A 12,339-nucleotide genomic window follows, 5' to 3' on the forward strand; every position below is an offset into this window, starting at 1 on the left:
GGGTAGCCCTTCCGGGCCGGACGTCTGCGGTGCCGTGTCTGCGAGGTCGTACCCGTGTACTACCGGGGAGCTACCCCAGGTCGCGGTACACCCGATCGGTGGATGTCAGCCTTAGGGTGGACGCATGAACGATCGCATGGTGTGGATCGACTGCGAGATGACCGGCCTCTCGCTGTCCGACGACGCGCTCATCGAGGTTGCCGCCCTCGTCACCGACTCCGAGCTGAACGTGCTCGGCGAGGGGGTCGACATCGTCGTCCGCCCGCCGGACGCGGCGCTGGAGACGATGCCGGACGTGGTGCGTCAGATGCACACCTCGTCCGGGCTCCTCGCCGAGCTCGCGGGCGGTACGACGCTGGCGGACGCGGAGGCGCAGGTCCTCGCGTACGTCCGCGAGCACGTGAAGGAGCCCGGGAAGGCGCCGCTGTGCGGCAACTCCGTCGGCACCGACCGGGGCTTCCTCGCCCGGGACATGGCCGCGCTGGAGTCCTACCTCCACTACCGCATCGTCGACGTGTCCTCCGTCAAGGAACTCGCGCGCCGCTGGTACCCACGCGCCTACTTCAACAGCCCGGAGAAGAACGGCAACCACCGCGCCCTGGCCGACATCCGCGAGTCCATCGCGGAACTGCGCTACTACCGCGACGCGATCTTCGTCCCCCAGCCCGGCCCCGACTCCGACACCGCGAAGTCCATCGCGGCGCGGCACGTACTGCCCGCGAGCTAGGTCCGCAGGTCACCCGGAAGGGGTGCCGTGAAATCCGTGCGCGAGCACCCCTTCGGACCCTGTACACTTTTTCTCAGCCGGTCGGAAAGAAACAAACAACGCCGGTCATGGTGGGTGTAGCTCAGCTGGTAGAGCACCTGGTTGTGGTCCAGGATGCCGCGGGTTCAAGTCCCGTCACTCACCCTGAAGTACTGAGGGCCGATCCGCTCAAGCGGGTCGGCCCTCAGTCGTATTCCCCCTCTACGACGGTCTCGCGCCAGGCGTCCGCCAACTCCCGTACGCCCGCGAACCGCTCCCCCGGCCTCGCCCTCGTCGCCCGTTCCACCACCGCGTACTGGTCCGCCGTTCCCCTCCACGCGCGTTCGTCGTTCCCCGCGTCCATCAGCAGCCGTACGGCTCTTCCGAGTACGTGGACCGTCGTCCGGCTGTCGATCCTGGCCCCCCGGTGCCACTCCTCGGGTGCCATGAAGCGGCGGGAGCCGGGGAGGCGGTCGGCGGTGAGGCGGAAAGGGGACGGGCGGTACTCGTCCAGGTCGATGAGGTGGAGGGTCGCGCGGGGGAAGTCGTAGAGAAGGGCGCCGTCGTAGAAGTCGACCGGTTGCCAGCCCGCCGACTCCACGGCGAGGTGGGCGTCCAGGAGGGTGTCCAGGGCGCGGTGGATCTCCGGGAGCGGCAACCGGCGGAAGCGGGCGCGGTGTTCGGGGGCGTGGAGCAGGTCGCCGTCCCGCCAGGGCATCACCACCGCCGGGCCCAGCCGGTGGAGCTGGGGCACGATCGCGGGATGCCGCACGGACCGGTGGAAGCGCCAGGCACGGTCCAGGGTGCCGTACGCCTCGGGCACCGTCGGAACCTTCACGAACCAGCGTTCGCCGCCCGGGAGACGTACACCGTAGGAGGTACACCCCGAGTCCTGCTCCGGGGCGGCGAAGCGCCGGAAGACCTCACCGATACCTGAGAGGTAGCTCTCCAGGGGGACGGGGGCGTCGTCGATGTCCAGGAGGGGGTGCGGGGGCATGGCGGGAAGTGTTGCAGGGTCCGGTGGCGGCGTCCATCGAGAAACTGCCGGGTCATGGCAGGGGGCGTACCGTCGAGGTGTGAGCCGTTCGTGTGGGGGACCGCGATCGGCGCCGGATTCATCTGGGGCGCCGACTCCGTCATCCTCGGCCTGATCTGGCTCGTCACCAACAGGTCCTCGGGCCGCGCTGCCCGGCGTCAACCACCCCCGCCCGACCGCTGGTGACCTCCCTTACAGCTAGCCCCTCAAGAAGACGCCCGCACCACCAGCTCCGTAGCCACCACGATCTGCCTCCGTTCCAGCCCCCGCGACACCGCCGGGCGGCGGTCCGCGATCTCGGTCAGGAGGAGGTCCAGCATGTGGCGGCCCATCTCCTCGATCGGCTGGCGGACGCTCGTGAGGGGCGGGTCCATGTGGCGGGCGATGGCGGAGTCGTCGTACCCCACGAGAGCTACGTCCTCAGGGGTACGGCGGCCGGCCTCGCGGAGGGCCTGGCGGGCGCCGGCTGCCATGACGTCGGAGCCGGCGAAGACCGCGTCCAGCAGAGGGGTACGAGACAGCAGGCGCTGGGCCGCCCGGTAACCGCTCTCCTCCGTGAAGTCCCCGGCCTCGATCAGCGGCTCCCGGCCCGCGTCCTCCATCGCGTCCCGGTACCCGTCGACGCGGCGCTGCGCGCCGTACACGTCCGGCAGCCCGGTGATGTGCGCGATGCGTTCCCGCCCCCGCGACAGCAAATGCTCGGCGGCGCTGCGGCCACCGCCGTAGTTGTCGGAGTCGACGGACGGCAGCGTCTCGGCGGCGGAGCGGGGACCGCTGATGACGGAGGGGATCTCCAGCTGGGCGAGCAGGTCGGGGAGGGGGTCGTCGGCGTGGACGGAGACGAGGAGGACGCCGTCCACGCGGTGCGCGGCGAGGTACTGCGCGAGCCGCTTCCGCTCCCGGTCGCTGCCCGCGAAGATCAGTAGCAACTGCATCTCGGTGTCGGAGAGTTCGGCGCCGACACCGCGCAGGATGTCGGAGAAGTACGGCTCGGAGAAGAACCGCGTCTCGGGCTCGGGGACGACGAGCGCTATCGCGTCGGTACGGTTCGCGGCGAGCGCGCGGGCGGCGGTATTGGGGACGTACCCCAGCTCCGCGACGGCGGCCTCGACGGCGGCGCGCGTCGCGTCGGAGACCCGGGGGGAGCCGTTGATCACGCGGGAGACGGTGCCCCGGCCGACCCCCGCGCGCGCGGCCACTTCCTCAAGGGTCGGGCGGCCACCGCTGCGCCCTCGCGCTCCGTGGGTTGCCATGGGCCCCGCCTTCCCTCGTTCGCTACGCACTGGCCTGGAATCTAACAGCCCTGTCCTGACATGAAACGGCCCGCACCTCACCCTCGCCAGCGGGATCCGTCCGGCCGAAAACCGCCCCACCCCGCTTCCAGTTAACGTCCCGATAACTGAACGCATCTCTCCGCGTCGACTCCCTTGACACCCCCGCCGGAACCGACGACTCTTCAACACATCACTTGTGGGAGCGCTCCCACAGTACCTGACACATACACATCCCGCACGTTCCCCGCCCGAGCCGCAGCGAGAAAAGAACGGGCCCAACCATGCAGTTGGCCGGGGGGTCGGCACGTCAGGGCAACAGGAGGACGCAATGCGAGCAGGTTCCCGAACCTCCCGTCGGGTGGTGGTCCTGGCGGCTGCCGTGTCGCTGGGCGCCGGGCTGCTGGCCGGCTGTGCCGACGACAGCGGCGACAAGGCATCCGACGACCCGTCGTCGTCCGGCGGAGGCGGCGGCAAGGGGCAGACGACGATCACCCTCGGGCTCTTCGGTGCGCAGGGCTTCAAGGAAGCCGGGCTCTACACCGAGTACGAGAAGCTCCACCCCGACATCAAGATCGCCGAGAACGCCATCGAGTCGAACGACAACTACTATCCCGCGCTGCTCAACCACCTGACCACCAACAGCGGTCTGATGGACATCCAGGCCATCGAGGTCGGCAACATCGCGGAGATCGTCGCGACGCAGGCGGACAAGTTCGAGGACATCGGCAAGGCCGAGGGCGTCACCAAGAGCAACTGGCTGGACTGGAAGTGGTCGCAGGCGACGACGAAGGACGGCAAGACGATCGGCCTGGGCACGGACATCGGCCCGATGGCCATCTGCTACCGCACGGACCTCTTCAAGGCGGCGGGGCTGCCCACCGACCGGGACAAGGTGAGCCAACTGTGGGCCGGGGACTGGAAGAAGGTGCTCACCGTCGGTGAGCAGTACAAGAGCAAGGCGCCCAGCGGGACTTACTTCATGGATTCGCCGGGCGGACTGTTCAACGCGATCATCAGCAGCCAGAAGGACAAGTACTACAACGCCGCCGGAGACGTCATCTACAAGACGAACCCCGCGGTGAAGTCCGCGTTCGACCTCACGGGGGAGGCCGCGCAGAAGGGTCTCACGCAGCCGATCGGGCAGTTCGAGACGGCGTGGGACCAGTCCATCGCCAACACGAAGTTCGCCACGATCTCCTGCCCGCCGTGGATGCTCGGCTACCTGAAGGGGAAGTCGAAGCCCGAGGCAGCCGGCAAGTGGGATGTCGCCCAGGCGCCGCAGGTCGGCAACTGGGGCGGCACCTTCCTCGCCGTCCCGAAGGCCAGCAAGCACGTCAAGGAAGCTGAGGCGCTGGCCACTTGGCTCACCCAGCCCGCGCAGCTCGCCAAGCTCTTCGCCGTCCAGGGCAGCGTCCCGAGCACGCCCGGCGCGTACACCCTGCCCCAAGTCACTGACGCCAAGAACGACATGACGGGTGCCGCCCCGGTCGGGAAGATCTTCACCGAGGCCGCCAAGAAGGTGCCGGTCCAGTCGGTCGGCCCGAAGGACCAGATCATCCAGACGGGTCTGACCAAGAACGGCGTGCTCCTCGTGGCGAAGGGCAAGTCGATCCAGGAGGCGTGGGACAACGCCACCAAGACCATCGACAACAACCTGGACAAGTGACCCGGATGGCCAGTCACGACACCGCCGCGCCCCCCTCGAAGGGGGGCGCGGCCCCGGGCCGCCCCGCGCCCGGTCAGCCCTCCGAGGCGGAGCAGCGGCACCGGGCCAAGCTCTCGCGGCGCTGGCAGCGGGACATGAAGTGGAGCCCGTACACGTTCGTCTCGCCGTTCTTCCTGCTCTTCCTGGCCTTCGGGCTGTTCCCGCTGATCTACACCGGCTGGGCCTCGCTGCACCAGGTGGAGCTGACCGCGCCCACCGACATGAAGTGGGTGGGGCTGCGCAACTACACGCGGATCTTCGACGACGATTTCTTCTGGAACGCCGCGAAGAACACGCTGACGATCGGCATCATCTCGACCGTGCCGCAGCTGCTGATGGCGCTGGGCATCGCGCACATCCTCAACTACCGTCTGCGCGGCTCGACTTTCTACCGGGTCGTCATCCTCGCGCCGTACGCGACGTCCATCGCCGCGGCCTCGCTCGTCTTCGTGCTGCTCTTCGGGCGCGACTACGGGATGATCAACTGGGTCCTGGACTCGGTGGGGTTCGGCAAGGTCGACTGGCAGAGCGACAAGTGGCCCTCCCAGATCGCCGTTTCGACGATCGTCATCTGGCGGTGGACCGGCTACAACGCGCTGATCTACCTCGCGGCGATGCAGGCGATCCCCAACGACCTCTACGAGTCAGCCGCGTTGGACGGCGCGAGCCGCTGGAAGCAGTTCGTCCATGTGACGCTGCCGTCGCTGCGGCCGACGATCCTCTTCACGGTCGTCGTCTCCACCATCGGCGCGAGCCAGATCTTCGGCGAACCCCTGCTGTTCGACTCGGGCAAGGGCGCGTCCGGCGGCGAGCAGCACCAGTTCCAGACGCTCGGCCTCTACCTGTACGAACAGGGCTGGGTCAACCAGCACTTGGGCCGCGCCTCGGCGATCGCCTGGACGATGTTCCTGATCCTCATCGTGATCGGCATCGTCAACTACGTCATCTCGCGCCGCCTGCGCGCCAGCAGTGGCAGTTAGGAGTACGACGGTGACGACGACGTTGCCCAAGCCCGCCCCGAAGGAGGCGGCACCGAAGGCCACGCGCCGCCGGTTCGCCAAGTCGGGCCGTGCGGGCGGGCAGTTGCACGGCGGCCCGATCGCCTACATCGTCCTCGGACTGTTCACGTTCGGCTCGCTGGCCCCGCTGGTCTGGGCGGCGGTCGCCGCCTCCCGGGACACCAACCGGCTGGCCCAGACGCCGCCCCCGTTCTGGTTCGGCTCCAACCTCTTCAAGAACCTCGACAAGGCGTGGACCGACGCCAACCTCGGCAAGGCGTTCCTCAACACCACGATCGTGGCCGGGACTTCGGCGATCACCATCGTGGTCCTGTCCACCATCGCCGGGTTCGCCTTCGCCAAACTCCGGTTCCGGGGGCGGGGGGCGATGATGCTGATCGTCATCGGGACGATGATGGTGCCGCCCCAACTCAACATCATCCCGCTGTACATGATGGTCGCGAAGCTGGAGTGGACCGACCAGCTCCAGTCCGTCATCCTGCCGTCGCTGGTGAGCGCCTTCGGGGTGTTCTTCATGCGGCAGTACCTGATCCAGGCGCTGCCCGACGAGATCATCGAGGCCGCCCGGGTGGACGGGGCGAGCAGTTGGCGGATCATCTGGCACGTGGTGTTCCCCACCGCGCGGCCCGCGATGGCCGTCCTCGGGATGCTGACGTTCGTCCAGTCCTGGAACGACTTCCTGTGGCCGTTCCTCGTCCTGAGCCAGACCGGCAACCCGACGGTCCAGGTCGCGCTGGCCGGCCTCGGCCGCGGCTACACCCCCGACCAGTCCCTCATCATGGCCGGCGCCTTCCTCGGCACGATTCCCCTCCTCGTCGTCTTCGCCATCTTCGGCAAGCAGATCGTGGGCGGGATCATGCAGGGGGCGGTCAAGGGCTGAGCGGGGAGCGCGAGTTGAGGGAGTTGGCCGGAGTCTGCGAGTCGGCGGCGGACGTCCTCCACCGATCCGGGCACGGCCAACTCCCCCCGCCCGTCGGCCTTCTGACCGTCATCTGCTCAACTCGCCCCACCCGTCCCCCACTTCAGCCACCGGCACGAATCTCCGCAGGCTCATCCCCACCATCCCCCCTCCACTCTCCGTCGGTCTCGACGACCACCCATGGGAGCGCTTCCATGTCTGAGCCCATTACACCCGTCACCTTCCCCTCCACCTTCCTCTGGGGCGCCGCCACCTCCGCGTACCAGATCGAGGGGGCGGTGCGGGAAGGCGGCCGTACCCCGTCGATCTGGGACACCTTCAGCCGTACACCGGGGAAGACCGCCGCCGGTGAGACCGGTGACATCGCTGTCGACCACTACCACCGCTACCGCGACGACGTGGCGCTGATGGCGGACATGGGCCTGAACGCGTACCGCTTCTCCGTCTCCTGGTCGCGGGTGCAGCCCACCGGGCGCGGGCCCGCCGTCCAGGTCGGCCTCGACTTCTACCGGCGGCTCGTGGACGAGCTGCTCGCGGCCGGGATCAAACCGGCGCTCACGCTCTACCACTGGGACCTGCCGCAGGAGCTGGAGGACGCGGGAGGCTGGCCGGCACGGGACACGGCGCTGCGGTTCGCGGAGTACGCGCAGATCGTCGGCGAGGCGCTCGGGGACCGGGTGGAGCACTGGATCACCCTCAACGAGCCCTGGTGCAGCGCCTTTCTGGGGTACGGCTCCGGGGTGCACGCGCCCGGGCGGACCGACCCGGCCGCCGCGCTGAAGGCGGCCCACCATCTCAACCTCGGCCATGGTCTCGCCACTTCGGCGCTGCGCTCGGTGATGCCGGCCCGCAACTCGGTGGCGCTCAGTCTCAACTCCCATGTCCTGCGGCCCCTTTCGCAGGACCCGGCCGACCTCGCGGCCGTCCGCAAGATCGACGACCTCGCGAACGGGATCTTCCACGGGCCGATCCTGCACGGCGCGTACCCGGACAGCCTGCTGGCCGCGACCTCGTCCGTCACCGACTGGTCCTTCGTCCAGCACGGCGATCTGCGCACCGCCAACCAGCCGTTGGACGCGCTCGGGCTCAACTACTACTCCCCGACGCTGGTTTCGGCGGGCGGGACACCGGTGGAGGCCCGGCGGGCCGACGGGCACGGGGCCAGCGAGCACACGCCCTGGCCCGCCGCCGACGACGTCGCCTTCCACCAGACCCCGGGCGAGCGTACGGAGATGGGGTGGACCATCGACGCGACCGGGCTCCACGAGCTGATCATGCGGTACACCCGCGAGGCGCCCGGGCTCCCCCTCTACATCACCGAGAACGGCGCCGCCTACGACGACAAGCCCGACCCCGACGGGCGCGTCCACGACCCCGAGCGGATCGCCTACCTCCACGCCCACCTCGCCGCCGTCCGCCACGCCCTCGCGGACGGGGCGGACGTCCGCGGGTACTACCTGTGGTCGCTGCTCGACAACTTCGAGTGGTCCTACGGGTACGGGAAGCGGTTCGGGGCGGTGTACGTGGACTACGCGACGCTGGCCAGGACGCCGAAGTCGAGTGCGCGGTGGTACGGGCAGGTGGCTCGGACCGGGGTGCTGCCGGGGGAGGCGGGGGGCGAGGTCTAGTACCTCGGGGGTAACTCGGAGGTACTACAAGTACGCGGGGTGCGGCACGGGGAGGGGATGTGCCGCACCCCGTCCGTGTGCTCGGCGCTCGACGCGGGAGCGTCAGCGGAACACCGACTCCGGTGGGGCCGGGGACGGGGTCGCCGAGGCGTCGGTGATCGGGGTGGCTCCGCCGGTGAAGTCGGTGAGGGGGCGGCCGTGTTCGATGCGGACGGGGTGGGGGTCCGTGGCGGCGCGGCGGGTCAGTTCGGGGAGGGGGAGGGGGGTGTCGGACGCCGTGAGGATCGCGTTGCCGAAGCGTTTGCCTCGCAGGACTGTGGGGTCCGCCAGGAGGGCGAGGTGGGGAAAGCGGGAGGCCGCCGTGGCTATCTGGGCGCGGAGGTGCGTCAGGGGTGGGCCGTCGGCCACGTTCGCGGCGTAGACCGCGCCCGGGCGCAGCGTGCGGCGGACCTCGTCCAGGAACTCCGTCGACGTCAGGTGGGCCGGGGTCCGCGCGCCGCTGAAGACGTCGGCGATCACGAGGTCCGCCCAGCCGTCGGGGACCTTCGCGAGCCCCTCGCGCGCGTCGGCCGAGCGGATCCGGATCCGGGCCGCCGGGTCCAGCGGGAGTTGCCTGCGGACGAGCTGGACGAGGCGGGCGTCCCGCTCGACGACCTGCTGGGTGGACCGGGGGCGCGTCGCGGCGACGTACCGCGCGAGCGTGAGCCCGCCGCCGCCGAGGTGCACGGCGTGGATCGGCTTCCCCGGCGGTGCGACGAGGTCGATGACGTGCCCGAGCCGGCGCTGGTACTCGAACGACAGGAACCGCGGATCGTCGAGGTCCACATGCGACTGCGGTGCCCCGTCGATGAGCAGCGTCCACGCCCGCGTGCGGTCCCGGTCGGGCACGAGCCGCGCCGTTCCGCCGTCGACCTCCTCGGCCACGCCCTCGGCGTCTCCCCGCCGGCCACCCTTGCCCTTCGCCATGCCCCCATCCTCGCAGCCCGGGCCGACACGTGCCGCTGCCATCGGCCGGCCTGTGGATAACTCGGCGCCGTGAGGGGCGGAGCGCCTCCTGAAGGACCGTTTCCCCTCCCTCAGCGGCCGTTCACCGGCAACTGTCCGCCGCCTCGATGAGCCGCGCCGCCTCCCCCAGGGCCCGGCGCAGCTGCGCGGGGTCCGTCGCGAGGTCCGTGTCGCCCGGTGGCAGGAGCCAGTCGGAGCCCTCCACCGGAGGTTCGGGGGCGAGGCGCAGGCCCCGGCCGTCGGTCTCCGTGCAGGTGCTGCCCGGGACGTCCCAGGCCGCCGCCGTGCCGGGCGGGACGAGGAAGCCGAGGGTGCGGCCGTCGTCGTCGTGCAGGACGGGGCCGACCGCGTCGCAGGCGCCGCGGCGGAGGATGTCGACCGCCTCCAGGCCCTGCCGTGTCGGCACCGTCACGAGATCGCACGGCGCCGCCGACGGCGTCGTACAGGGGTCGTTGCTCTGGCTGGTCTCCATGCCGGCCTCCCACCGCGCAGCCCGATTGCAGTCCACAGCGTTCAACGCGCCACCGCGTCAACGGCTACGGCGGAAGTCAGCCGCAAAGGATGGCAGTTCATGGCAGATCACGCATGAGATATCCGGTTTGTAGCCAAATCCTGTGTGGCGACCCCGGAACAGCAGGTACGTTCTTGCCCGCCGGAAACAGTTGGATACGGCCGTTACTGCCTGATACGGGGCTTTACTCGGCCAATTCTCCCTGGAACCGGCATGGTTCGACGGTTCGCACGAGAGGACCCGGCCATGGCGTCGTCAACGGTGACCCCACCCCGTCCCGACCGGCCCGCACGCCCCAACCACGCTTTCCGGCGCCTGCGCGGACAGCGCTCGCCCGCCGAGTTCGCCGCCTTGGTGCGGCGCGCCGCACGGGAGATCGGGGAGCGGGTCAGCTGTGACGCGCGTTACATCGGGCGGGTCGAGGCGGGCGAGATCCGCTGCCCCAACTACGCGTACGAACGGGTGTTCCTGCACATGTTCCCCGGCCGCACGCTCATCGACCTGGGTTTCGCCCCCCGCTCGTCCGTACGCGGGCGCGGAGCGCGCGACCCGGACAACGCGCCCCGCGCGCGCGTCCCGAGCCCCGTACACACCACCGCGTCCGCGCGGGGGGCGGATGAACCGCGCGCGGCGGGTCATTCGTATGACACGCAGGACCCGTACGACACGCACCACGACCACGAGGAGAGCGACGTGCTGCGTCGCGCATTCATGACCGGCGGGGGCGCCACCGTGGCGGCCGTCTCGCTGGGCTCCCTGGGCCTCGCCACCGACGCGTACGCCTCCGGACGGCCCACGCGCCGCGCCGGGGCGGGCGAGGCGGGCGCCCTGGAGGAAGCGGTCCGCAGAATCCGCCTGCTGGACGACCGGCACGGCGCGGACAGCCTGTACCGGCGTGCCGCCGAGCCGCTGCGCGCCGCGTACGCGCTGCTGGACGCCGGCACGACCCGCCGCACGACGGCGGACCGGCTGTACTCCGGCGCCGGGGAACTGGCGATCTCGGTGGGCTGGCTGGCCCACGACTCCGGGCGGTACGAGGAGGCCCGCTCGCACTACGCGGAGGCGCTGGCGACCGCCCGGATGACCGGGGACCGCGCGCTGGAGGCGCACGCCTTCTGCAACACGGCGTTCCTGTCGCGCGACGCGGGGCGCCCGCGCGAGGCGGTGCGCGCGGCGCAGGCCGCCCAGCGTGTCGCGCGCCCACTGGGCTCCGACCGGCTGCTGTCGCTGCTGTCCCTCAGGGAGGCCGGCGGCTGGGCCGGGCTCGGGGACCCGACCGGCTGCACCCAGGCGCTCACGCGCGCGCACGCCCTGTACGAGCGAGGCCCCTCGGACGCCGACCCCGAGTGGATGAGCTTCTACGGGGAGGCGGAGCTGGCGAGCCTGGAGGCGCAGTGCTGGTCCGCCCTGGGCCACTGGTCGCGGGCCGCGCGCCGGGCGAGCGACGCCGCCGACCTCCAGGACCCCGACTTCAGCCGCAACATGGCGCTGTACACGGCCGAGCTGGCCGACGACCTCGCGCGCGACGGCCGTCCCGACGAGGCCGCGCGCGCGGGCCTGCGCGTCCTGGAGCTGCTGGGCCACGTCCAGTCGTCCCGGATCCGGGCGATGCTGGGCGACACCGCGCGCGTGCTGCTCCCGCACCGCAGGACGGCGGACGTCTCGGAGTTCCTGGAGCGACGGGTGCCGCGCCAGAGGGGGCGGTGACCCGCGCGGGCGGGCTTCCGGCGTCTCGCGCGCGGGCGCCCCGGACGACCGGGCGGTCCCGGGGTACCTACGAGAGGTGTCCCAGGTCGTTCCAGCTCTCGATCGCCGGCTGTCCGTAGGCCCAGCCCAGTACCGACAGAGAGGTCGGGTTGAGCCGTATCCGGGCCGCGAAGTCCAGCGGCAGGCCGAGCCAGCGGGCCCCTATGGAGCGAAGGATGTGCCCGTGGGCGAAGACCAGGACGTCCCGGTCGGCCTCGCGCGCCCACGCGACGACGTCGTCCGCGCGCGAGGTCACCTCCGCGACGCTCTCCCCCTCGGGCACGCCGTCGCGCCAGATGAGCCACCCGGGGCGGACGGCCTGGATCTCGGCGGGCGTGAGCCCCTCGTACGCGCCGTAGTGCCACTCCATGAGCGTGTCCCACTCGGTGGCGCGCTCCCCGAACCCGGCGATGTCGCACGTCTCGCGCGCGCGGGCCAGCGGACTCGTGCGGACCTCCACTCCCGTGAGACCGTCGTAGGGCATCCTGCGCAGCCGTTCGCCGAGCAGCTTGGCGCCCCGGCGGCCCTCCTCCAGGAGGGGGACGTCGGTCCTGCCGGTGTGCTTCCCGGACAGCGACCAGGCGGTCTGTCCGTGCCGGGCCAGCAGGATGCGCGGTGCCATGAGGGACCTTTCCGGGAGAAAAACAGGAGCGGAACTTCTCCATCATCGCGCACCGTGGATCAGGGCAACCCGGTGGGCGATCCCGACGTCTTCACAGGCCGAGGGCGCCCGGTCCGGGCGCGCACATAC

Annotated in this window: 12 protein-coding genes and 1 tRNA gene; 8 read left to right on the plus strand and 5 right to left on the minus strand. The window is 70.7% G+C overall.

Annotated elements, in window-relative coordinates:
- Positions 1-124 precede the first annotated feature (124 nt).
- Together orn and ACQCO7_RS15445 are read left to right on the plus strand one after the other, a co-directional pair.
- Positions 125-727 (plus strand): oligoribonuclease, encoded by a 603-nt coding sequence (orn, locus tag ACQCO7_RS15440; RefSeq protein ID WP_319731352.1) that lies wholly within the window; start codon positions 125-127, stop codon positions 725-727.
- 110 nt (positions 728-837) lie between these two features.
- Positions 838-910 (plus strand) — tRNA-His (locus ACQCO7_RS15445).
- A gap of 40 nt (positions 911-950) precedes the next feature.
- Here the strand turns inward: ACQCO7_RS15445 and ACQCO7_RS15450 are convergent.
- Complete coding sequence (locus ACQCO7_RS15450) at positions 951-1,742, minus strand: serine/threonine protein kinase (RefSeq protein WP_464072385.1); 792 nt, start codon at positions 1,740-1,742, stop codon at positions 951-953.
- A 54-nt stretch (positions 1,743-1,796) separates the two neighbouring features.
- On the opposite strand from ACQCO7_RS15450, the gene ACQCO7_RS15455 reads away from it, so the two are divergent.
- On the plus strand, positions 1,797-1,967 hold the full coding sequence (locus tag ACQCO7_RS15455; protein ID WP_464072386.1) for a hypothetical protein: 171 nt from the start codon (positions 1,797-1,799) through the stop codon (positions 1,965-1,967).
- A gap of 20 nt (positions 1,968-1,987) precedes the next feature.
- Here ACQCO7_RS15455 and ACQCO7_RS15460 read toward each other — a convergent pair whose 3' ends face one another.
- Positions 1,988-3,034, minus strand: coding sequence for a LacI family DNA-binding transcriptional regulator (locus ACQCO7_RS15460; RefSeq protein ID WP_409115882.1), 1,047 nt, complete (start codon positions 3,032-3,034; stop codon positions 1,988-1,990).
- Between the two features lie 349 nt (positions 3,035-3,383).
- Here ACQCO7_RS15460 and ACQCO7_RS15465 point away from each other — a divergent pair, with 349 nt between their 5' ends.
- From ACQCO7_RS15465 to ACQCO7_RS15480, 4 genes are all read left to right on the plus strand, one after another.
- Entirely contained in the window at positions 3,384-4,721 is a 1,338-nt protein-coding gene (locus ACQCO7_RS15465) for an ABC transporter substrate-binding protein (RefSeq protein ID WP_464072387.1), read from the plus strand.
- A 5-nt stretch (positions 4,722-4,726) separates the two neighbouring features.
- Complete coding sequence (locus ACQCO7_RS15470) at positions 4,727-5,740, plus strand: carbohydrate ABC transporter permease (protein WP_464072388.1); 1,014 nt, start codon at positions 4,727-4,729, stop codon at positions 5,738-5,740.
- A 10-nt stretch (positions 5,741-5,750) separates the two neighbouring features.
- Complete coding sequence (locus ACQCO7_RS15475) at positions 5,751-6,659, plus strand: carbohydrate ABC transporter permease (protein WP_464072389.1); 909 nt, start codon at positions 5,751-5,753, stop codon at positions 6,657-6,659.
- Between the two features lie 233 nt (positions 6,660-6,892).
- Positions 6,893-8,326 (plus strand): GH1 family beta-glucosidase, encoded by a 1,434-nt coding sequence (locus ACQCO7_RS15480; RefSeq protein ID WP_464072390.1) that lies wholly within the window; start codon positions 6,893-6,895, stop codon positions 8,324-8,326.
- Positions 8,327-8,428: 102 nt separating this feature from the next.
- Here the strand turns inward: ACQCO7_RS15480 and ACQCO7_RS15485 are convergent, their stop codons facing one another.
- Positions 8,429-9,292 (minus strand): spermidine synthase, encoded by an 864-nt coding sequence (locus ACQCO7_RS15485; protein WP_464072391.1) that lies wholly within the window; start codon positions 9,290-9,292, stop codon positions 8,429-8,431.
- A gap of 121 nt (positions 9,293-9,413) precedes the next feature.
- Entirely contained in the window at positions 9,414-9,803 is a 390-nt protein-coding gene (locus ACQCO7_RS15490) for a hypothetical protein (protein ID WP_464072392.1), read from the minus strand.
- 285 nt (positions 9,804-10,088) lie between these two features.
- Between ACQCO7_RS15490 and ACQCO7_RS15495 the strand changes: the two genes are divergently transcribed.
- Positions 10,089-11,549, plus strand: a complete 1,461-nt coding sequence (locus tag ACQCO7_RS15495) for a hypothetical protein (protein ID WP_464072393.1) — start codon at positions 10,089-10,091, stop codon at positions 11,547-11,549.
- A 67-nt stretch (positions 11,550-11,616) separates the two neighbouring features.
- On the opposite strand, the gene ACQCO7_RS15500 is transcribed toward ACQCO7_RS15495, so the two are convergent.
- On the minus strand, positions 11,617-12,210 hold the full coding sequence (locus tag ACQCO7_RS15500) for a histidine phosphatase family protein (RefSeq protein ID WP_010350223.1): 594 nt from the start codon (positions 12,208-12,210) through the stop codon (positions 11,617-11,619).
- Positions 12,211-12,339 lie beyond the last annotated feature (129 nt).

This window comes from Streptomyces saintjeani, from assembly GCF_055409605.1.

What these genes read in the sequence shown, in the direction of transcription:
- orn (WP_319731352.1), top strand. Translation starts at nt 125, where the DNA reads ATGAACGATCGCATGGTGTGGATCGACTGCGAGATGACCGGCCTCTCG.
- ACQCO7_RS15450 (WP_464072385.1), bottom strand. Translation starts at nt 1,742, where the DNA reads ATGCCCCCGCACCCCCTCCTGGACATCGACGACGCCCCCGTCCCCCTG.
- ACQCO7_RS15455 (WP_464072386.1), top strand. Translation starts at nt 1,797, where the DNA reads ATGGCAGGGGGCGTACCGTCGAGGTGTGAGCCGTTCGTGTGGGGGACC.
- ACQCO7_RS15460 (WP_409115882.1), bottom strand. Translation starts at nt 3,034, where the DNA reads ATGGCAACCCACGGAGCGCGAGGGCGCAGCGGTGGCCGCCCGACCCTT.
- ACQCO7_RS15465 (WP_464072387.1), top strand. Translation starts at nt 3,384, where the DNA reads ATGCGAGCAGGTTCCCGAACCTCCCGTCGGGTGGTGGTCCTGGCGGCT.
- ACQCO7_RS15470 (WP_464072388.1), top strand. Translation starts at nt 4,727, where the DNA reads ATGGCCAGTCACGACACCGCCGCGCCCCCCTCGAAGGGGGGCGCGGCC.
- ACQCO7_RS15480 (WP_464072390.1), top strand. Translation starts at nt 6,893, where the DNA reads ATGTCTGAGCCCATTACACCCGTCACCTTCCCCTCCACCTTCCTCTGG.
- ACQCO7_RS15485 (WP_464072391.1), bottom strand. Translation starts at nt 9,292, where the DNA reads ATGGCGAAGGGCAAGGGTGGCCGGCGGGGAGACGCCGAGGGCGTGGCC.
- ACQCO7_RS15490 (WP_464072392.1), bottom strand. Translation starts at nt 9,803, where the DNA reads ATGGAGACCAGCCAGAGCAACGACCCCTGTACGACGCCGTCGGCGGCG.
- ACQCO7_RS15495 (WP_464072393.1), top strand. Translation starts at nt 10,089, where the DNA reads ATGGCGTCGTCAACGGTGACCCCACCCCGTCCCGACCGGCCCGCACGC.
- ACQCO7_RS15500 (WP_010350223.1), bottom strand. Translation starts at nt 12,210, where the DNA reads ATGGCACCGCGCATCCTGCTGGCCCGGCACGGACAGACCGCCTGGTCG.